Annotated in this window: 14 protein-coding genes and 1 tRNA gene; 5 read left to right on the top strand and 10 right to left on the bottom strand. The window is 71.0% G+C overall.

All coding sequences use genetic code 11. The annotated features are described in order from the left end of the window. Window positions 1-9: 9 nt before the first annotated feature. The 5 genes from ACFZBP_RS08680 to ACFZBP_RS08660 all read right to left on the bottom strand — a co-directional run bounded on the left by ACFZBP_RS08680 (window position 10) and on the right by ACFZBP_RS08660 (window position 6,024). Window positions 10-1,485, bottom strand: a complete 1,476-nt coding sequence (locus ACFZBP_RS08680; RefSeq protein ID WP_391411187.1) for a penicillin-binding transpeptidase domain-containing protein — start codon at window positions 1,483-1,485, stop codon at window positions 10-12. Further along, entirely contained in the window at window positions 1,482-2,924 is a 1,443-nt protein-coding gene (locus tag ACFZBP_RS08675) for an FtsW/RodA/SpoVE family cell cycle protein (RefSeq protein ID WP_391411186.1), read from the bottom strand. The genes ACFZBP_RS08680 and ACFZBP_RS08675 overlap by 4 nt, the downstream gene beginning before the upstream one ends. 27 nt (window positions 2,925-2,951) lie before the next feature. Further along, window positions 2,952-4,529, bottom strand: coding sequence for a Stp1/IreP family PP2C-type Ser/Thr phosphatase (locus ACFZBP_RS08670; RefSeq protein WP_391411618.1), 1,578 nt, complete (start codon window positions 4,527-4,529; stop codon window positions 2,952-2,954). A 90-nt stretch (window positions 4,530-4,619) separates the two neighbouring features. After that, entirely contained in the window at window positions 4,620-5,132 is a 513-nt protein-coding gene (locus tag ACFZBP_RS08665; RefSeq protein WP_062721291.1) for an FHA domain-containing protein, read from the bottom strand. 10 nt (window positions 5,133-5,142) lie between these two features. Then, window positions 5,143-6,024: an FhaA domain-containing protein gene (locus ACFZBP_RS08660; RefSeq protein WP_391411183.1), complete on the bottom strand. Its 882-nt coding sequence runs from the start codon at window positions 6,022-6,024 to the stop codon at window positions 5,143-5,145. A 557-nt stretch (window positions 6,025-6,581) separates the two neighbouring features. On the opposite strand from ACFZBP_RS08660, the gene ACFZBP_RS08655 reads away from it, so the two are divergent. Next, window positions 6,582-6,665: transfer RNA gene (locus ACFZBP_RS08655), tRNA-Leu, on the top strand. A gap of 356 nt (window positions 6,666-7,021) precedes the next feature. Here the strand turns inward: ACFZBP_RS08655 and ACFZBP_RS08650 are convergent. The 4 genes from ACFZBP_RS08650 to ACFZBP_RS08635 all read right to left on the bottom strand — a co-directional run bounded on the left by ACFZBP_RS08650 (window position 7,022) and on the right by ACFZBP_RS08635 (window position 13,811). Further along, entirely contained in the window at window positions 7,022-7,717 is a 696-nt protein-coding gene (locus ACFZBP_RS08650; RefSeq protein ID WP_391411181.1) for a ribosome-inactivating family protein, read from the bottom strand. Between the two features lie 377 nt (window positions 7,718-8,094). After that, complete coding sequence (locus tag ACFZBP_RS08645) at window positions 8,095-11,817, bottom strand: helix-turn-helix domain-containing protein (RefSeq protein WP_391411179.1); 3,723 nt, start codon at window positions 11,815-11,817, stop codon at window positions 8,095-8,097. A 325-nt stretch (window positions 11,818-12,142) separates the two neighbouring features. Continuing rightward, on the bottom strand, window positions 12,143-12,505 hold the full coding sequence (locus ACFZBP_RS08640) for a DUF1304 family protein (protein WP_391411177.1): 363 nt from the start codon (window positions 12,503-12,505) through the stop codon (window positions 12,143-12,145). A 655-nt stretch (window positions 12,506-13,160) separates the two neighbouring features. Continuing rightward, a complete protein-coding gene (locus tag ACFZBP_RS08635) occupies window positions 13,161-13,811 on the bottom strand; it encodes an FMN-dependent NADH-azoreductase (RefSeq protein WP_383449708.1) in 651 nt (216 codons plus the stop codon). 156 nt (window positions 13,812-13,967) lie between these two features. On the opposite strand from ACFZBP_RS08635, the gene ACFZBP_RS08630 reads away from it, so the two are divergent. From ACFZBP_RS08630 to ACFZBP_RS08615, 4 genes are all read left to right on the top strand, one after another. After that, window positions 13,968-14,324: a winged helix-turn-helix transcriptional regulator gene (locus ACFZBP_RS08630; RefSeq protein ID WP_383449861.1), complete on the top strand. Its 357-nt coding sequence runs from the start codon at window positions 13,968-13,970 to the stop codon at window positions 14,322-14,324. A gap of 204 nt (window positions 14,325-14,528) precedes the next feature. Further along, window positions 14,529-15,998: a DUF2252 family protein gene (locus ACFZBP_RS08625; protein ID WP_391411175.1), complete on the top strand. Its 1,470-nt coding sequence runs from the start codon at window positions 14,529-14,531 to the stop codon at window positions 15,996-15,998. A 185-nt stretch (window positions 15,999-16,183) separates the two neighbouring features. Next, window positions 16,184-17,107, top strand: coding sequence for a hypothetical protein (locus ACFZBP_RS08620; RefSeq protein WP_391411172.1), 924 nt, complete (start codon window positions 16,184-16,186; stop codon window positions 17,105-17,107). 135 nt (window positions 17,108-17,242) lie between these two features. Further along, window positions 17,243-17,572: a rhodanese-like domain-containing protein gene (locus ACFZBP_RS08615; protein ID WP_062721297.1), complete on the top strand. Its 330-nt coding sequence runs from the start codon at window positions 17,243-17,245 to the stop codon at window positions 17,570-17,572. An 87-nt stretch (window positions 17,573-17,659) separates the two neighbouring features. Here the strand turns inward: ACFZBP_RS08615 and ACFZBP_RS08610 are convergent, their stop codons facing one another. Then, complete coding sequence (locus ACFZBP_RS08610; RefSeq protein WP_391411170.1) at window positions 17,660-18,793, bottom strand: acyl-CoA dehydrogenase family protein; 1,134 nt, start codon at window positions 18,791-18,793, stop codon at window positions 17,660-17,662. Window positions 18,794-18,901 lie beyond the last annotated feature (108 nt).

Raw genomic sequence — 18,901 nt, 5'->3', positions numbered from 1 at the left:
TGAGCGGGGTCACTTCTTGCTGTCGATGACCGCCTCCATGACGCTCTTGGCGATGGGGGCCGCGAGGCCGCCGCCGGAGATGTCGTCGCGGACCGCGTTGTCGTCCTCGATCACCACGGCCACGGCCACCGGCGAGCTGTTGTCGCTGAGCTTGGCGTAGGAGATGAACCACGCGTAGGGGTTCTCGCTGTTCTCCACGCCGTGCTGGGCGGTACCGGTCTTGCCGCCGACCTTGACGCCGTCGATCCGGGCGTTCTTGCCGGTGCCGTCCTCGACGACCGTCTCCATCATCGACTGGAGGATCTGGGCGTTCTCCGGCGTCAGCGGCTGGCTCAGCTCCTCGGGGTCGGTCTTCTCGAGGGCGTCGAGGTTGTGCGTCTGGAGCTCGTCGACCATGTACGGCTTCATCAGGGTGCCGTTGTTGGCGACCGCCGAGGCCACCATGGCCATCTGGAGCGGGGTGGCGGCGGTGTTGAACTGGCCGATGGAGGACAGCGCGGTCTGCGAGGGGTTCATGTTGTCGGAGAAGACCGACGCGCTGGTGCGGGTGGGCGTGAACTGCTCCTCGGTGAAGCCGAACTTCTTGGCTTCCTCCAGCATCTTGTCGTTGCCGAGGTCGGAGCCGATCTTGCCGAAGACGGTGTTGCAGGAGTACTGCAGGGCGACCCGCAGGGTGGCGTTCTCGCAGGGGATGTTGCCCTCGTTGGGCAGCTTGGTGGTGGTGCCCTCCATGACCCACGGGTCCGGCGACTTCGTCTTCTCGTCGGCGGTCGTGTACAGGCCGTTCTCCAGGGCCGCCGCGGCGGTGACGACCTTGAAGGTGGAGCCGGGCGGGTAGACCTCGCGCAGGGCCCGGTTGAGCATCGGGTCGTCGGGGTTGTTCTTCTTGTCGAGCTTCTTCCAGGCCGCGGCGTCGGATTCGCCGCCGCCGGCGATCGTGGAGGGGTCGTACGACGGGAAGGAGGCGAGCGCCAGGATCTTGCCGGTGGAGGGTTCGATGGCGGCGACGGCGCCCTTGCCGCCCTGCTTCTTCAGGCCGTTGTACGCGGCCTTCTGTGCGGCGGCGTTGAGGGTGGTGACGACGTTGCCGCCCTCCTTCTCCTTACCCGTGATCATGTCGAGGGTGTTGCGGAAGAAGAGCCGGTCGTCGGTGCCGCTGAGGATGCCGTCCTGGATGGACTCCAGCTGGTTGGCGCCGTAGGCCTGCGAGACGAAGCCGGTGACGGGTGCCCACATGGCGCCGTTCTTGTACGTGCGCTTGAACTTGAAGTCGCCCGACGTGGTCTCCGCGTAACCGGTGATCGGGTTGCCGCCGACGATTATGTTGCCGCGGGGGGTGGCGTAGCGGGCGATGAGGACGCGGCGGTTCTTGGGGTCGTCCTTCAGGCTGTCGGCCTTGACGTACTGGAGCCAGTTGTCCCGGATGAGGAGGGTGAGGACGAGAAGGCCGCAGAAGATCGCGATCCGGCGCAGGGGCTTGTTCATGACGGGCGGACCACCTGGGTCATCTCGGCGTCGGGGTTGGGGGCGGGGGCGGGCGCCGGGCGGCGGGCGGTGTCGCTGATGCGCATCAGGATGCCGATGAGGGCCCAGTTGGCGAGCACTGAGGAACCGCCGTAGGCCAGAAACGGCATGGTCATACCGGTCAGCGGGATGAGGCCCATGACACCGCCGGCGACGACGAAGACCTGGAGGGCGAAGGCGCCGGAGAGGCCGACGGCGAGCAGCTTGCCGAAGGGGTCGCGGGCGGCGAGGGCGGTGCGCACGCCGCGCTCCACGATCAACGCGTACAGCAGCAGCAGCGCCATGACGCCGGCCAGGCCGAGTTCCTCGCCGAAGGTGGCGAGGATGAAGTCGGAGTTGGCGGCGAACCGGATGAGTTCGGAGTGGCCCTGGCCCCAGCCGGTGCCGAGCGTGCCGCCGGAGCCGAAGGCCCACAGGGCCTGCATGGCCTGCTCGGAGTGGCCGACGACGCCCGCCTGGCTCAGCGTGTACTCGCGCATCGGGTCGAGCCAGGCGTCCACGCGCTGCTGGATGTGCGGTTCGAAGGACGCCACGCCGACGGCGCCGACCGCGGACATCAGCAGACCGAAGACGATCCAGCTGGTCCGCTCGGTGGCGACGTACAGCATGATGACGAACATTCCGAAGAACAGCAGCGACGTACCGAGGTCGGTCTCGAAGACCAGGATCAGGATTGACATCGCCCAGACGACGAGGATCGGGCCGAGGTCGCGGCCGCGGGGCAGGTACAGGCCCATGAAGCGGCGGCTGGCGAGGGCGAGGGCGTCGCGTTTGACCATCAGGTAGCCGGCGAAGAAGACCGCGAGGACGATCTTCGCGAACTCACCGGGCTGGACGGAGCCGAGGCCGGGGACCCGGATCCAGATCTTGGCGCCGAAGACGTCGGCGCCGAGTCCGGGCACCAGTGGCAGCAGAAGGAGCACCAGGGCGGCGAACATCGAGATGTACGTGTAGCGCTGCAGGACGCGGTGGTCCTTGAGGAAGATCAGCACGACGACGAACAGTGCGATGCCGAGTGCGGTGTACAGCAGCTGTCGGGGCGCGGCCGTGACGTAGGTGGGCAGCGACTGCAGCAGTTTCGACTGGTCCAGCCGCCAGATCGCCACCAGTCCGAGGCCGTTCAGCAGCGTGGCCAGCGGCAGCAGCAGCGGGTCCGCGTACGGCGCGAACTTGCGTACGGCGAGGTGGCCGACGCCGGCCAGCAGGCCGAGACCGATTCCGTAGCTCAGCAGCCCGGCGGGCACCTCGTCATGGATCGCCAGGCCCACGTTGGCGTAGGCGAAGACCGGGATGACGACCGCGAACACCAGCAGCGCGAGCTCGGTGTTGCGCCTGCTCGGCGCGCCGATCGCGCCGATCGTGGACGTGTGATGCGTCGGCGAGTTCGTAGTACTGCTCATCGTGTGACGGGGCCTCTCACGGCTTGCCTACTGCGTACCGCAGTTCGAGACGACCTTCTGCTCTTCCTCCGAGAGAGTGGGGCCGGGGCTTGGCGTCGCAGTCGGTGTCGGGGAGGTGGTGTTGGGCGGGGTCGTGGGCTTGGACGCCGAGGGGTTCGGTGTCGGTGTCGCCTTGGACGTGAGGGAGGTGCGGGTGGTTCCCGTGGTGCCTCCGGCCTCGCCCTCGCCGGTCCGGGCGTTCTTGTCGCTCTCGGCGGCGCGCTGCTCGGACCGCTTCTTGCACGCGGAGGCCTGCAGGGCGAGCTCGTCGATCTTCGTCTGGGCGTCCTTGAGGCCGCCTTCGGTGATCGTGTCCTTGACGAGCCGCTGCTGGTAGGGCGGCAGGTACTTGAGTTCGATCTCGGGGTGGTCCTTCTCCACCTTCGACAACGAGACCCAGGCCAGGTCCTGGCTGATCCCTCGGTACAGGGCGACGTGTTCGTTGTTGGCGCCCACGTAGTACTGGGTCTGTGTCCAGCGCCAGCCGCCGTAGAGACCGCCGCCGATCACGCCGAGCGCGAGGGCGATGTAGAGGGATCTCTTCAGCCAGCGGCCCTTGCGGGGTTTGACGAAGTCGTCGTCGGTGTAGTCGCCGAAGCTGCCCGTGGGGACGTAGCCGGTGGTGTCGCCGGAGCCGGGCGGGCCGAACTCGCCGCCTCCGCCGCCCTGTCCGGGCACGTGGCGGCCGAGTCCGGAGGCGCGGCCGGCGGGGGTCTGCATGATGCCGTTGTCGTGCAGGTGGTTCTGGTTCTCGGCGACTGCGCCGACCACGACGGGGGTGTCGGACAGCTGTCCGGCGAGGGTGTCGCCGGTGTCCAGGTCGAGGACGTCGGCGATGATCACGGTGATGTTGTCGGGGCCGCCGCCGCGCAGCGCGAGTTCGATCAGCTGCTGCACGGTCTCCTGGGGGCCCTGGTAGCTGGCGAGGGTGTCCTCCAGGGTCTGGTGGGACACGACGCCGGAGAGGCCGTCGGAGCAGATCAGGTAGCGGTCGCCGGCGCGGACCTCGCGGATGGAGAGGTCGGGTTCGACGTGGTCGCCGCTGCCCAACGCCCGCATCAGCAGGGAGCGTTGGGGGTGCGTGGTGGCTTCTTCCTCGGTGATGCGGCCCTCGTCGACGAGGCGCTGCACCCAGGTGTGGTCCTGGGTGATCTGGGTGAGGACGCCGTCGCGGAGCAGGTAGGCGCGGGAGTCGCCGACGTGGACGAGGCCGAGGCGCTGTCCGGTCCACAGCAGGGCGGTGAGCGTGGTGCCCATGCCTTCGAGCTGCGGGTCCTCCTCGACCATGGAGCGCAGCTGGTCGTTGGCGCGCTGTACGGCGGTGCCGAGCGAGGTGAGGATGTCGGAGCCGGGGACGTCGTCGTCGAGGGCGACGATCGTGGAGATGGCCTCGGAGGAGGCGACCTCGCCGGCCGCGGCGCCGCCCATGCCGTCGGCGATGGCGAGCAGGCGGGGTCCGGCGTATCCGGAGTCCTCGTTGCCCTCCCGGATCATGCCTTTGTGCGATCCGGCGGCGAAGCGCAGTGACAGACTCATGCGCACCTCGCCCGTCGGCTCCGGGTACATCCGCACGGTGCCCACCCTCCGGTCGGGAGCGCGCCGGGGCCCCTGGTGGGGGCCGCCGCTGCGTGCTCGCTCCGCTCGCTCATTGTCGTACTACTTCCGCAGCTCGATGACGGTCTTGCCGATGCGGATCGGCGCGCCCAGCGGAATCGGTGTGGGGGTCGTGAGCCGCGTTCGGTCGAGGTACGTGCCGTTGGTGGAGCCCAGGTCCTCGACGATCCACTGGCCGTCGCGGTCCGGGTAGATCCTGGCATGCCGGCTGGAGGCGTAGTCGTCGTCCAGCACGATCGTGCTGTCGTGCGCCCGGCCCAGGGTGATGGTCTGGCCCTGGAGCGCGACGGTGGTGCCGGTGAGGGTGCCCTCGGACACGACCAGCTTGGTGGGGGCGTTACGGCGCTGGCGGCCGCCGCCCTGCTGGCCGCGCTGCTGGGGCGGCGCCGCCTGCCTGGCGGCCTGCTGCGGTCGGGCGGCCTCGCGGCGCGCTCCGCGCTGCGTGACACGCGTACCGAACAGGTCGCTGCGGATGACCTGCACGGCCACGATCACGAACAGCCACAGGACGGCCAGGAAACCCAGCCGCATGACCGTGAGGGTCAGCTCTGACATTGCCCCCGCTTCACCCTTCGGCTTGCCTATAGATAACGGTGGTGCTGCCCACGACGATCCGCGAGCCGTCGCGGAGCGTAGCGCGGGTGGTGTGCTGCCCGTCCACCACGATGCCGTTGGTGGACCCGAGATCCTGGATCGTCGAGGGCGTTCCGGTCCGGATCTCGCAGTGCCGGCGGGAGACGCCGGGGTCGTCGATCCGCACGTCGGCGTCGGTGCTGCGGCCCAGCACGAGCGTGGCGCGGGAGATCTGATGGCGGGTGCCGTTGATCTCGATCCAGTAGCGGGTGCGGCCGTCGGCCGCGGGTGCGGCGGGGGGTCGCTGGGCGCCCGCGGGCTGCGGGTAGCCGTAACCGCCGGGGCGGCCGCCGGGGGGCGGCGCGGCCGGCATGGGCGGGGCGCCGGCGGGTGCGGCGGCCGGCGGATAGCCGTAGCCGCTCTGGCCCTGGGCGCCGCCGGGCCGCCCGGCCGGGGCGGCGGGTGCGGGGGCCTGGCGGCCGCCGCTCTGCTGGTCGGTGGAGCCGGCGAGGGTGCGGCTGCGCACGCGGTACAGGCCGGTGTCGAGGTCGTCGGCCTTCTCCAGGTTGACCTTGATCGGGCCCATGAAGGTGTAGCGCTGCTGCTTGGCGTAGTCGCGGACCATGCCGGCGAGCTCGTCGCCGAGCTGGCCGGAGTAGGGGCTCAGCCGCTCGTGGTCCGGGGCGCTGAGCTCCACGATGAAGTCGTTGGGGACGACCGTGCGGTCGCGGTTCCAGATGGTCGCGTTGTTGTCGCACTCGCGCTGGAGCGCTCCCGCGATCTCCACGGGCTGGACCTCGGACTTGAACACCTTGGCGAAGGTGCCGTTGACCAGACCTTCGAGACGCTGCTCGAACTTCTTCAGGACTCCCATGGGGCACCTCCTCCGTAGCCTGCTTCGTCCTGCATCCCGCCGGGCGGGTACTGCCTTACCTGGTACTGCTTACTGATCGTATCCACGCGCCGGTCAATCGGCTGGTTCCCCCTGTCGGCCCGGTCGACGGGTGTCGACGCCCTCGAAGTTCCCTGTGGAGCTCCCCTTCGAACTCCTCAGGGGCACAGTCTTGCCATGGATCGTAGAGGCGGCCGAAGACCAGTGTCCCGCACCTGACTGTGGACCCCGACCGGCTCCTGGGGAGATGCGTGGTACCGGTACGAGGTTGATACGTGAACAGGTACTCGTTGATACGGAGCGGAGGGCGTCGCGGGTCGGTCGCCGTCGGCGGAATGTTCGGGCGGGGGGTTCGGCGGGTTGTCCGGCCGGGGCTGTGTCGACTGTGCTGTGCCGACTGTGCTGGTGGGCGCCCGCACGGCGTTCGCACGGCGGCTGCCTGGGGATAAGGGATGTGAATCCACCCTGGACGGCGTGCTAATGTTCTGCGTGTCGGAAGGCGCCGGACCGCAAGGGAAGAGCCCGAGGACACACCCAATGCGCGGGTGGCGGAATAGGCAGACGCGCTGGATTCAGGTTCCAGTGCCCGCAAGGGCGTGGGGGTTCAACTCCCCCCTCGCGCACAGAGAAACCGATGAACGGGTCTCTGCAGGTGACGGAAGTCACCGCAGGGGCCCGTTTCTCGTTTCCGCGATCGCTGTGAGGCATCGCACAGCCTGGTCAGGTCACACCACAGGCCCCGACGCGTGAGCTATCTCACGGGTGGGGGCCTGTCTTCGTTGTGCTGCGGCGCCGGGGCCTGATTGATCTACGCGGCTGGTGCCAGGTGGCCGGTCGGGGTCCAGCTCCTCGCTTCTCTGCTCCGACGGCGGTGGTGAGTGCGTCGGCGCGGACGCACCCTACCCAGCGACGCCAGGTGATGCGTGGGGAGTAGTGGCGGAGCGCTGGTGCGGCCGATGAGGACAAGGCTGATGCCGGTCTAGTTACGCATCAGGCCGACCTGCTGTGCGGTGACGAAGACGTCGGACCCGGTGTCCATGCCGGTCGCGATGTGGTCGGCGACGGGGCGGAACCGGGAGGCCTCGGTGATGGCGATGATGTAGCGCAGCATGCCGCGTGCCTGGGCGGTGCGGTCGGTGCCGCGGATGCCGAGGTCCCTGAGGCTGTTCTCGAGGCTGGACTCGCTCAGCTTGACGGCGGTCAGCGACTGGTTCGCGACACGGGCGAGGGCGTCGTGGCCTTCCTTGCCGAGGAACCAGTTGTCGTCGGTGGCGTCCTCCTCGCCGGGGACGCCGGAGGCGAGGTTCAGGACGAAGTCGTGCGGGGTGTCGCTGGAGAAGAACCGCACGATGTGGAAGTCGCTGAGCCGTACGATCGCGTGCACCGTGGGGGTGTGGTTGCCACTGCCGATCACGATGTCGGCGAAACTCCGGGTCTCCTCGGCGAGGTTCCGCAGCTGGGCGAGCATCGTCAGATAGGCGCCCGAGCCGTGGTCGATGTTCCAGCGGACCTGTGGGAAGCCGAGGTGTTGCGCGTCGATGACGGTCTCGGCGTCGATCGTCGCATCGTCGGCCGCCGTCGAGCCGGATGGCTCGGTGTCCCTGGGCGCCAGCACGATCACCAGGAATCCGAGAAGGACGGACAAGGCGACCACGATGAGGACGCTGGTGGGCATGGTGTGCTCCGGTTGTTCGACGTGCGGCGATGTCACGAACGACGCTCACAGCCGGGAGGTTGTTTGGCAGGCCCCGTTTGCCGCCGCAGACAATTCCGTGGTCGCGTCGGGGGCGGACCGGTCGGCGGCTGGGCTGGGCGACCTGGTGGGATGGCTGGAGGAACAAACTTCCGGGGCTCTGAAGATCGACCCGTCGCTGCCGCGGAACGACTTTCCCCTGGGCCAGGGCGGCAGGCCGACCCGATCCACTGGTCGGGGAAGGGGCAAGCGGCGTCAGGCCGGTGATGACCTCGGACGGCACGACGACGGGCGAGTGGTACCGGGCGAACCGGGAGTGCTGTCCCGGCCGCTCTCCTGAGCCGCGGTACCCGGGACGTTCAGGGGCACACCCGCTGGTACGGCCGGTCCGGAACGTAGGTGCGCCACTGCGCCCGGGTCAGCTCCGCGTTCCCGGCACGGGAGCAGACGAGGGAGACCGCTCGGTCCGGATCCACGACGTATCGCTGGAGCGGGACGTGCTTGCCGCCCGCGTACAGCATGGTGCTGTCCGGGCTGAAGGCGAGCGTGTCGATGCTCTCACCGGGGGTGGGCAGAGAAGGACCGAGAGGTTGCTGGGTCGCGATGTCCCAGAGTTGGACGGTGCCCGCGTCGCCGCCCACGGCGAGCGTGCTGCCGTCCGGACTGAATGCGAGAGCCGTGATCGCCTCGGCTGAGTCGGAGGACGGATCTACGGGCGCCAGAAAGACGTTCCTCAGGATGCCCGCTCGGTGGCGGAGGGCGCCGTCCCAGACCGCCACCCGCCCCGTCCCGTCGCCGGCCGCCAGGCCGGAGCCGTCGGGAGCGAAGGCGATTTCTTCGATGCGGTCGTGCTGGACGAGGTCATGGGCGTGGGACCGGCCCGCTCGGACGACGCGGTTGTCGGTCACGAGGAGCTCGCCGTCCCGGCTGACGGCAAGATGATTCCCGGCCGGGCCGGGAAGGAGCGCCGTCCTCCGCCGCAGCATGGTGTCCCATGTCTCGTTGACGACGCCGTCGTCGGTCAGACGGGCGGTGAGGAGCGTACGGCCGCCCGGTCCCAGGGCGATCGCGTCCGCCTGCATCGCGGACGCCGTCGACAGGTCCACAGTGGTCTTCGCGTGTCCGGCGGCCACGTCCCACACCGTCAGACGCTGAGACACGGCGTCCCAGCCGGGGATGGAGACTCCGTACGCGAGCGTGCCTCCATCGGGGCTGAAGGACAGCAAGGGCTCGATGATGTTTGCGGGGACCGTCGGAATGCCGCTGCGGAAGACGGGACGTGACGGGGGTGGCAGGGTGCGCAGGAGACGGCCGTCGCGCGTGTTCCGCAGCTGGAAGACGTAGCGGTCACCGATGCGTTCGGCGGTGGCGAGGGTCCTGCCGTCGGGGCTGAGCCGGACCCCGGCGAGCGGACTCTTGCGCCAGGCGCGGGTGAGCGTCGTGGTGAGGTCGAGGGTGTGGACCGTGCCCCCTTCGAGGTACCGCAGCAGGGGCCGCGAGGAGTCCCAGGCGAGACCGGAGAGCGACTCGTTGCCCAAGGAGTGCCGGAAAACGGGGGCGCCGCCGTTGGGCAGACGCCACACTCTGATCTCCTGGCCGCCGCCGGTCGCCAGAAACGAGCCGTCCGCGCTCACGACGGCGCCATCGGCACCCGGGTGGGCGACGTCGGCGAGCTCTCGTCCCGACGTGGTGTCCCATACACGCACCCGGCCCGCGGTGAGAGCGAGGAGCCGGCCGCCGGTGAGGCCCAGGTAGGCGTCCACACCACAGACGCCGCGGGCCCTGGTCCAGGCACCGGCGCGGACCTTGCGCGTCGAGGTGTCCCAGACCTGCGGGGCCCGCCCGCGCGGGCACAGGGCCAGCAGCCGGTCGTCGGCCGCCGCGTGGGCGAGCTCCCCCCGGCCGGCCGACGGGGTCCGGAAGACCAGATGGCCGTCGGTGACGGAGTAGAGCCGAGCCCGGTCGTCGTCCGGGCTCCTCACCAGGTAGTTGTGGCCACTCGCCCCGAAGCTCACGGTGTCCGTGAACGGCAGGGGGTCCCCGATCCAGCGCCTCGTTCGGGTGTCCCAAAGCCGCTGGGTGTCCTGGGCGGTCTGGATGACGATCACCCGGCCGCCCGGCCCCGCGCCGAGCAGCGCCCCGTGCGGCACCGACCCCGAGGCGATACGGCGGTGGGTGCCCACATCCCACGTCCGCCAGGTGCGGCCGTCGACGCTGAGCAGAGTGCGCCCGGAGCTGTCGAGGTACCGGTTCGGTTCGTCACCGGGCGCCGGGTCGGTGAAGGTGCCCAGTTCGGGCTGGGCCAGGGCGCCCAGCAGGGCTCGGCGGGACTCCGGCAGCTCGGAGATGCGCCATGCGGCGACGCCGAGCAGCATCGCGGTGCGCGGGTCGGTGGTACGCAGCGCGTCGGCGACCGCGGCCACCCGACGGGCCGCCGCGTCGGTGGTCTGCCTCTCGCTGTCCTGACGCAGGCGTACGGCGGTCAGACCGACGACCAGGGCCACCGCCAGCACGGCGCAGAGCGAGGCCGTGAGCGTGCGGCTGCGGCGCCGGGCCCGGGTGGCAGCCCGCTCCTCGGTCGCCCGCTGCTCCGCCGCGGCGACCAGGAAGGCCGTCTCCTCGGACGTCAGGCCGTCGTAGCCGCGGTCGTCGCCCGCGAACAGCTCCTCGGCCCGCGCCAGGCGGGTGCCCCGGTAGAGCGTGCCCGGGTCGCGGCCGTGCTCCAGCCAGGTGCGGGCGGCCTCGGTCAGCTGCCGGTGGTGGCGCAGCCGCTCCCGGTCCGCGTCGATCCACTCGCGCAGTCTCGGCCAGCTGGTGATGAGCGCCTCGTGGGCGAGCTGCACTGCGTCGTCGTCGGTGGTCAGCAGCCGGGCCCGGGTCAGGCGGCCGGCGACGGCCCGCACCTCGGGGTCCTCCCACCCGGCCATTTCCTCCCAGCTGAGCGGGCGGCGTGTGTCGGCGTTGCCCTGGCCGGGCTCGACCATCCGTAGGAGCAGGTGCCGGGCGGCGTGCGCCTGCGCCGGTGAGAGTTCCCCGTACGCCTCCTCGGCGCTGGCCGCTATCGCGCCGCGCACCCCGCCGGCCGCTTCGTACGCGGCCAGGGTCAGCATCCGTCCCTTGCGCCGCCGCCAGGTCTCCAACAGGGCGTGCGACAGCATCGGCAGTCCGCCGGGCTCGTCGAGCACGTCCTCGACGATCCGTGCGGTCAGGGTCCGCTCCACGATGAGCCCGGCCGCCTGCGCGGGACCGACCACCGTCTCGCGCAGCTCGTCCGCGGTCATGGACCTGACCAGGAGCCCGCTCTTGTGCAGCGCCTCCGCCAGTCGCGGGTGCTCGGCGCACCGCGCGTAGAAGTCGGACCGTACGGCGATGAGCACGCGCAGTCGGCTGCCCGGGTCGCGCGCGGCGAGCAGAAGGTCGAGGAAGCGGTCCCGCTCGGCGCGCTCGCGGCAGAGGGTGAAGACCTCCTCGAACTGGTCCACCACCACCCAGCTCTCCGGATCGTCGGCCGTCGGCGTCAGCAGATGTCCGTAGGTGGTGGCCGGTCGGGCTCCCGGAGTGAGGATCCGAAGGACCGCCGTACGTCCCTGCTCCGCGATCTTCTCCCGCAGCAGGGGGATCAGGCCGGCCCGCAGCAGGGAGGACTTGCCGCTGCCGGACGCCCCGAACACCACGGCGAACGGGGACCCGCACCCCAGTTCGCTCAGCTCGTCGATCAGCCGGTCCCGGCCGAAGAACAGCTCACGGTCGTCCGGCTCGAAGCGCGCGAGGCCACGGTAGGGAGGGGCGGCGTCGGCATCCTCCTGCCTCTCCTCCCCGGCCAGCGCCTCGGCCTCCGCCCACCGTGCCTCCCACGGGCCGGGGTCCTCCCCGCATGCCTGGACGTACGCCTGGAGCACGGCCAACGACGGCAGCCGCTCGCCGCTCGCGGCTTTCGCCAGGGTCGTCACCGAGAAGCCGGCCTGCTTCGCCATGGCCCGGTACGACACGCCCCCCGCCGAACGGCGCAGCTCCCGAAGATCATGGGCGAGTCGCTGCACGGGACCGGCCGCCGGGTCGACCGGTCGTTCGGGACGCCCCATGGCGAAGCCTCTTTCGCATACGAGAAGAACATGCTGATCAGCAGCACAAGGTACTTTTCGTCCTCCTCGGGCGAGAACCCTTTCCAACTGTGATGTTCGCCGGAGACGTTGTTCGCACCACCGGTACTGAGTCTGTTTTCCCTGATGAGAGGGGGTTCGGTTGGCAACTCCCGGGTTCCCCGGCTCGGTCGCGTCCTGGCGCTCTCATTGCCGAGCGAACATCTGACAACCAGGACGCGAACGTCATCGGCGCGGTCCCTGAATCTTCGGTACAGCCGTTCAGTACGCGACGACGGTCCTGCTCTCGTCCAGCGTCCAGCGGGGCTCAGCCGGCGGCGATGACCGCGGCGAGGCTGACGGCCGCGGGCAGTGCCTGGGCGAAGAGGATGCGGCGGTTGGCGGTGGCGGCGCCGTACACGCCCGCGACGACGATGCAGGACAGGAAGAAGATCTGGACGCGGTAGCCGGTCGGGTCGTCGGCGATCAGTCCCCAGACCAGGCCTGCGGCGAGGAAGCCGTTGTAGAGGCCCTGGTTGGCGGCCAGGGGTGCGGTGGCGCGGGACATCTCGGCGTCGAAGCCGTGAAAGCGGCGGCCCGGGCCGCGCTGCCACAGGAACATCTCCAGGACCAGGATGTAGGCGTGCAGCAGCGCCATGAGGGCGACGAGGACGATAGAGAGCGTTTGCATGCGGTGATTGTGCCGGTGGGCCGTCCGAGTCGGTCGGGGCGGTCCGGCTTTCGGCTGAGCGGCCCGCTTCCCGTCCGGCGAACGGTGCTGACGGCTGCTCGCCGGCTCGGGTTCGTGGTGGGGGTGGGACGGCGTGGGTGACGGGCGGAGGCCGGCCCTCGGTGCAGCGGGTCTCGGGGGGACGCGCCTCGGGGGAGCGAGTGGGGCAGGGGTGCGCATCTGATGCGGGTCACCGTGCTCGCGATGCTCGGGCTGGTCCTGGCGCTGTGTCCGCCGTCGACGGGGCAGCAGCACGCGGCTGGGAAATCGCGCGGCTCCTCGGACGGGGTGGCGGTGCGGGGAGTCGCGGGACGTGGGGGCGGTGGCTCCGGGTGACGGCCGGTGCCTGCCCGTTGTTGTGGACGAGGCGCGGCACGCGCACGCGCAGAGGCCCGGACCGCTCGACCGGGGCCTCACGCGCGCGTGCCCTTCGGCGCGACTAAGCGGTCCTTTCACTGTGCCCGTCCGGGTCGCGTGGTCTGGCACCGCACCTCGCCGCGTCACCAACCTCTCCGGACAGCACACCTAGTTGCTCCGCTACGAGGACCTTCCGGCGCCTTGCGGTGCACGGCACCAGACCACGCGACCTGATCGGGCGCTCCTAGTGAAAGGACCCCTAAGCCGCGAGCCGCTGGGCCAGCTGCTTCGCCTTCGTGGCGGCCTCGTCGAGGGCACGCTCACGGGAGGCCTCGAAGAGCGGGACCAGCTCGGCCATCCCCGGGTCGGCCGGGGCCATCGTGAGCTCCGGGACGATGAAGTCGAGGTCGGCGCCGAGGAAGTCGGTCAGCACCGCCGACAGGTAGTTCTGCACGTACTCGTAGCCCGCGCGCGGGGTGCCCGGTCCGTAGGCGCCGCCGCGGCTGGCCACGACGGTGATCGGGGTGCCCTTGACCGACTGGGCGTCGCCCGCCGTACGACCGAACAGGACCACGTTGTCCAGCCAGGCCTTCAGCGTGGACGGGATCGTCAGGTTGTACATCGGGGCGCCGATCAGCACCGCGTCCGCACGCTCCAGCTCCTCGATCAGCTGCACGCGCTCCGCGAAGGCGGCGGCCTGCTCGGGGCTGTGCGTGGCCGGATCGGAGAAGCCGGCGGTGTGGGCGTGGGCGGTGATGTGCGGTACGGGGTTCGTGGCGAGGTCGCGGTGGATGACCGTGCCTTCGGGGTGCTGTTCGCGCCAGGCAGTGCGGAAGGCGTCGGCGACGGCACGGGAGGAGGAGGCGTCGGCCGGGAAGACGGAGGAGTCGATGTGCAGGAGCGTGGCCATGAGGGTCTCCAGAGGGGAACAGAGGAACAGGGAAACAGGGGAAACAGACGGATGGGAAGCGACTGTAAGTTTGTACTCGACTATGGATAACACAGTCACTTACTTTTTTTCATCCCCGTACGGGAAGGCAGTACCCTGAAGGGCATGGCGGGTGACATGGCGGGTGAGCAGAGTCACGACGTAGGGGCGTGCAAGCGGGTCGACGAGGGGATCACCCAGGTCTTCCAGCTGCTCGGCAAGCGTTGGACGGGCCCGATCGTGTCCGTCCTGACCGCGGGGCCCGCGTACTTCGTCGCCCTGCGCCGGGCGATCCCCGGCATCAGCGAACGCATGCTCTCCGACCGGCTCACCGAGCTCGCCGCCGCGGGACTGGTGGTGCGCGAGGTCTATGAGGGGCCGCCGCTGCGGGTCGTCTACCGGCTGACGGAGGCGGGCGCCGCGCTGGAGCCGGCGCTGACCGAGCTGGGCGGGTGGGCGAAGACGTACCTGGGGGGCGGGGCCGGGGGCTGCTGAGGCGGGTTCTCCGGGAGCCGGGTTTCCGGGTGCGGGAACCGGGTTTCCAGGTGGCTTTCCACAGGCGGCTCGTGCGGCGGACACGGAGTTGTCCACGCCGCGGAGTTGTCCACAGGGTCTGACGCGTTTCGGCCACCGGCTGTAACGTCGGCACGAGTTGATGTTCGTGGCGATGGTCGTGGGTGAGCGGGGGAGGCGGTCGAGATGACCGAGGTCGGTGCGGGTGCTGCGGCGGAGGCGGCCGCGGTGGCGTCGAAGTCGCGTGCGGAGGCGCCGTCGGCATCCGTGGCGCGTCGGCTGCCCCGGGTGCGCGGTTTCGCCGAGTGGCCCGGCGGTGGCTCGCCCAAGGAGGAGGGCAAGGCACTGCGCGGACGGGTGCCACGCGGTGAGCACGCCCTTCTCGATCTGGACGCCGCCCGCCCGGACGCCGTGGCCGCCGTCGAGGAGTCCAACCGCGGCCGGCTCTCCGAGCTCACGCCGATCAGGGTCGGCCGGATGGCGGCGACGCCCTTCGCGTTTCTGCGCGGCTCGGCGGGACTCATGGCGTACGACCTCGCCCGCACGCCCATGACCCGCATCCGCGCCCAGATCTGCGGCGACGCCCACGCGGCCAACTTCGGCCTGTACGGCGACCCGCGCGGCGGCCTGATCATCGATCTGAACGACTTCGACGAGACGCTGTACGGCCCCTGGGAGTGGGACCTCAAGCGGCTCGCCACCTCCCTGGTGCTTGCGGGCCGGGAGGCGGGCGCCGACGAGGACGCCTGCCGCAAGGCGGCGCATGACACGGTCGGCGCCTACCGGCGCACCATGCGCCTGCTGGCCAAGCTCCCGGTGCTGGACGCGTGGAACGCGATCGCGGACGAGGAGCTCGTCTCCCACACCGACGCCCATGATCTGCTCGGCACGCTGGAGCGGGTCGCGGAGAAGGCGCGGGCCAACACCAGCGGTCGCTTCGCGGCGAAGTCGACGGAGCCGACCGAGGACGGCGGCCGCCGGTTCGTCGACGCCCCGCCCGTGCTGCGCCGGGTCCCGGACGCGGAGGCGGCCGCGGTGGCGGCGTCGCTGGAGAGCTACGTCACCACGCTCTCCGAGGACCGCCACCCCCTCCTCTCCCGGCACTCGGTGCACGACGTGGCCTTCCGCGTGGTGGGCACCGGCAGCGTGGGCACCCGCTCCTACGTCGTCCTGCTCCTGGACCACCGAGGCGAGTCGCTGGTCCTCCAGGTGAAGGAGGCCCGCCCGTCGGCGCTGCTCCCGCACCTGGTGACGGCCGGTTTCGAGGCACCGCAGGCGGAGCACGAGGGGCGGCGCGTGGTCCTGGGGCAAAAGCGCATGCAGGTCGTCAGCGACGTCCTGCTGGGCTGGACCACGGTCGACGGACTCCCCTTCCAGGTCCGCCAGTTCCGCAACCGCAAGGGCAGCGTCGACCCGGCAGCCCTGGCCGCCGACCAGATAGACGACTACGCCCGCATGACCGGCGCCCTCCTGGCCCGCGCCCACTCCCACAGCGCCGACCCCCGCCTGGTCTCCGGCTACTGCGGCAAGAACGACGAACTGGACGAGGCGATCGCCACGTTCGCCGTCAGCTACGCCGACCGCACGGAGGCGGACCACAGCGCGCTGGTCACGGCGGTGCGGGCGGGGCGGATCGCGGCGGAGGCCGGAGTGTGACCTGCTGCGGACCGTGCGGCCGGGGTGCGTCATTCAGGCCGTCCAGCGTTTGAGGACGAGGCCGGTTTCCAGGCCGGCCCGTGGTCTGGCGCCGGCAGCCCCAGCAGGCCGGCGACCACACCGGTGCCGTCCATGCCGCGGTGCCGCGCCTCGGCTCAGCTGCCGCAGTCCCCTACGCTGGTCGGGTGACGACGCCCGAAGCTGAGCAGTCCCAGGCCGAGCCCGCAGGTGCGGGGCCGCATGGTGGTGCCGAGATGCCCGTCGGCGGAGCTGAGCAGGGTGGTGAGGCGCAGGTGACGGCCGAGGGCGGGACCGAGCGGCCCGAGGAGCGGCTGGAGCGTGCCGTGCGGGCCGCCGAGCAGGCGTTGATCGAGTACGAGATCGCCGTGGAGACCTTCCGCGTCGAGGTGGAGAACTTCTCCCGGCTGCACCACCAGAAGCTCGGCCCGATGTACGCCCGCCTCGATGAGCTCGACGCCCGGATCGCCGAGGCCACGGCCGCCCGCACCGGCGACCCCGAGGACATCCGCAAGGCGGACGAGGCCCGCGCCCGGGTGCTGCCCATGCCCGGCGTCGAGGAGCTGTTCCACGGCTGGATGGACAGCGAGGGGCTCTCCCCGGAGGCCGCCGCGATGCTCACGGAGCAGCCGGTACGGCCACCGCAGCGGGTGCGCCCCAGCGACGAGGCCCGCAAGCTCTACCGCGAGCTGGCCCGCAAGGCGCACCCCGATCTCGCCCAGGAGGCGGCCGAGCGTGCCCGGCGTGAGGAGTTCATCACGCGGGTCAACGCGGCGTACTCCCGAGGAGACGAGGCGCTGCTGCGGGAGCTGGCCGAGGAGTGGGCCGCGGGACCGGTGCCCGAGGACCAGGGCCCCACCCCCGCCGAGGAGCTCTACGCCCGCCTCGAATGGCTCGCCCAGCGCAAGGAACTGCTCACCCTGGTCGCGAAGGAGCTGGAGGAGGGCGCGATCGGCGCGATGCTCCGCCTCGCCCCGGACGACCCCGACCGCCTCCTCGACGAGATCGCCGACCAACTGCTGGCCCAGGTCGCGCAGCGGGAGGCAGAGCTGGCGGCACTACTCGGCCAAGAGCCCGGGAATCGCCCCTAAGGGCCGCGGGGAACTGCGCGACCGGTCACAACGAGACCCGCATCCTCCAGACGGCAGCCCCACCGTCCCCCCAGGAGCCCCGCCCAGCCGGCGCAGCGTTCAGGTAGCGTCGGAGCCATGAATTTCGGATCTGCCGTGCCGACGGTCGAGGTCACCGACCTCAAGGACGACGACTTCCTCCTGGACGTCCGCGAGGACGACGAGTGGCAGGCGGGCCATGCCGAAGGCGCCCTGCACATCCCGATCAGCGAGTTCGTCGCCCGCTACGGCGAGCTGACCGAGGCCGCCCCGCAGGACGGCCGCGTCCATGTCATCTGCCGCTCCGGCGGTCGTTCGGCGCAGGTGGCGATGTACCTCGTCCAGCAGGGCGTCGACGCCGTGAACGTCGACGGCGGCATGCAGGTGTGGGCGGCGGTCGGACGTCCCGTGGTGAACGACGAGGGGCAGTCCGGGTACGTGCTGTAGGGATCCGGGTACGTGCGGTAGGGGTCCGGGTACGTGCGGTAGGGCTTCCGCCACCCGCCCGGTGTCCGCGGGCGCGTTGTCCGCGGGTCAGCCGAGCGGATGTGCCGCCAGCAGCTCCCCCAGCGCCTCCTCGTGTGCCGCCGCCGGGCCGAGCGCCAGTTCCAGGTGCTTGGCCCAGGCGTGGTACCGGTGCAGCGGGTAGTCGACGTCGGCGCCGAAGCCGCCGTGCAGATGCTGGGCCGTCTGCACGACCCGCCGTACGCCCTCCGCGGCCCAGATCTTGGCCACGGCCACGTCCGCGGAGGCGGGCAGCGCACCCGGCGCTCCCGAGGCGATCCGCCAGGCGGCCTGCCACAGCGTGGCCTCCATCGCGCGCAGGTCGATGAACCGGTCGGCAGCCTGCACGGCGACCGCCTGGAACGTGGCGATCGGATGCCCGAACTGTTCCCGCTTGCCCGCGTACTCCGAGGTCATCGCCAGCACCCGCTCACCCAGCCCGAGCGCCAGCGCACACGTCCCCGTGGCCAGCAGCTCCCGCAGCCACTCCCAGGCGCCCTCGGCGTCGATGACGTTCCGCGCCGCGAGACCCACCGAGTCGAGGCGCAGCTCCCCCAGCCGTTCCCCGCTGGTCGAGAACTGCTCGCCGAGCGACACCCCGGGCGCGCCGCGCGGCACCAGCGCGAGGACGGTCCGGTCGGCGGCCGTACGGGCCGGGACGGCGACGAGATCGGTGTCGTACGCCCAGGCCACGGCGGTCTGCACGCCGTCCAGCACCCAGCGGGCACCGTCCTGCCGGGCGGTCACCGCGAGCTCGGCCGGGTCGTGGCCGGTGCGGCCGTGCGCGGCGACCGTCAGCACGACCTCGCCGCGCCCCGCCCGCGCCAGCAGCTCGGTCTTCAGTTCGGGGCTGCCGTACGCCTGGACGGCGGCCAGTGCGGCGCTGCTCTCCAGCAGTGGCACCCGGGCCAGCACCTTCGCCGACTCGCGCAGCACCAGGCACAGCGCGACGGCGTCGAGACCGGCCCCGCCGTACTCCTCGCCGAGCAGCAGGCTCAGCAGGTCGGCGTCCGCGAGCCGGCCCCACAGCGGGCGGTCGAAGTCGTCGGCGACGGCACCCGGCGTGAGCGCGGGGGAGGGCACCGCGTCCGGCGCGACCCCGGCGAACACCCCGCGCGCCGCCTCGGCCGCCGCCTGCTGCTCCTCGGTGAAGGTGAAGTCCACGGTCCCTGCCCTTCCACACGCACGGCGATCTGGAGGTATCGATCTGACGGTGACGATCTGACGTGTCTGTCTGACGGGGCGTCAAGATAGAACAGGTTCTAGAAGAAG

It is taken from the genome of Streptomyces sp. NPDC008086, from assembly GCF_042957325.1.
Taxonomy (GTDB): domain Bacteria; phylum Actinomycetota; class Actinomycetes; order Streptomycetales; family Streptomycetaceae; genus Streptomyces.
This window is presented reverse-complemented; position numbering and strand designations above follow the sequence as displayed.

What these genes read in the sequence shown, in the direction of transcription:
- ACFZBP_RS08680 (WP_391411187.1), bottom strand. Translation starts at nt 1,485, where the DNA reads ATGAACAAGCCCCTGCGCCGGATCGCGATCTTCTGCGGCCTTCTCGTC.
- ACFZBP_RS08675 (WP_391411186.1), bottom strand. Translation starts at nt 2,924, where the DNA reads ATGAGCAGTACTACGAACTCGCCGACGCATCACACGTCCACGATCGGC.
- ACFZBP_RS08670 (WP_391411618.1), bottom strand. Translation starts at nt 4,529, where the DNA reads ATGTACCCGGAGCCGACGGGCGAGGTGCGCATGAGTCTGTCACTGCGC.
- ACFZBP_RS08665 (WP_062721291.1), bottom strand. Translation starts at nt 5,132, where the DNA reads ATGTCAGAGCTGACCCTCACGGTCATGCGGCTGGGTTTCCTGGCCGTC.
- ACFZBP_RS08660 (WP_391411183.1), bottom strand. Translation starts at nt 6,024, where the DNA reads ATGGGAGTCCTGAAGAAGTTCGAGCAGCGTCTCGAAGGTCTGGTCAAC.
- ACFZBP_RS08650 (WP_391411181.1), bottom strand. Translation starts at nt 7,717, where the DNA reads ATGCCCACCAGCGTCCTCATCGTGGTCGCCTTGTCCGTCCTTCTCGGA.
- ACFZBP_RS08645 (WP_391411179.1), bottom strand. Translation starts at nt 11,817, where the DNA reads ATGGGGCGTCCCGAACGACCGGTCGACCCGGCGGCCGGTCCCGTGCAG.
- ACFZBP_RS08640 (WP_391411177.1), bottom strand. Translation starts at nt 12,505, where the DNA reads ATGCAAACGCTCTCTATCGTCCTCGTCGCCCTCATGGCGCTGCTGCAC.
- ACFZBP_RS08635 (WP_383449708.1), bottom strand. Translation starts at nt 13,811, where the DNA reads ATGGCCACGCTCCTGCACATCGACTCCTCCGTCTTCCCGGCCGACGCC.
- ACFZBP_RS08630 (WP_383449861.1), top strand. Translation starts at nt 13,968, where the DNA reads ATGGCGGGTGAGCAGAGTCACGACGTAGGGGCGTGCAAGCGGGTCGAC.
- ACFZBP_RS08625 (WP_391411175.1), top strand. Translation starts at nt 14,529, where the DNA reads ATGACCGAGGTCGGTGCGGGTGCTGCGGCGGAGGCGGCCGCGGTGGCG.